At 36.8% G+C, this 250-nt stretch carries 1 pseudogene; it reads right to left on the reverse strand.

Annotated features, from left to right (window positions below):
• Positions 1-57 precede the first annotated feature (57 nt).
• A pseudogene (locus tag AOA61_RS24625) lies at positions 58-250 on the reverse strand (hypothetical protein); the annotation flags it as partial.

Here is a 250-nt window from a genome sequence, read left to right on the forward strand (position 1 = left end):
ATCATCATGAATAAAAGGTTTCATTATATCTCTCCTTCAAACTTGTGTTTGTTGCCATTAACCTCTTGCTAATTTCACTTCATTTACAAACTGACTTGCTGTTTTTGTTAAGTTAGCTAAGTATTCTTCCGTGATCGCTTCTTTTGTGTTTACTAAAGTACTTCCAACTCCTGCTGCAACGGCTCCAGCTTTAATATAAGCACCGACATTCTCTACATTTATACCGCCTGTAGGCATAAGTGGGATATGT

It is taken from the genome of Pseudomonas sp. 2995-1, from assembly GCF_002742505.1.
GTDB classification, from domain to species: domain Bacteria; phylum Pseudomonadota; class Gammaproteobacteria; order Pseudomonadales; family Pseudomonadaceae; genus Aquipseudomonas; species Aquipseudomonas sivasensis.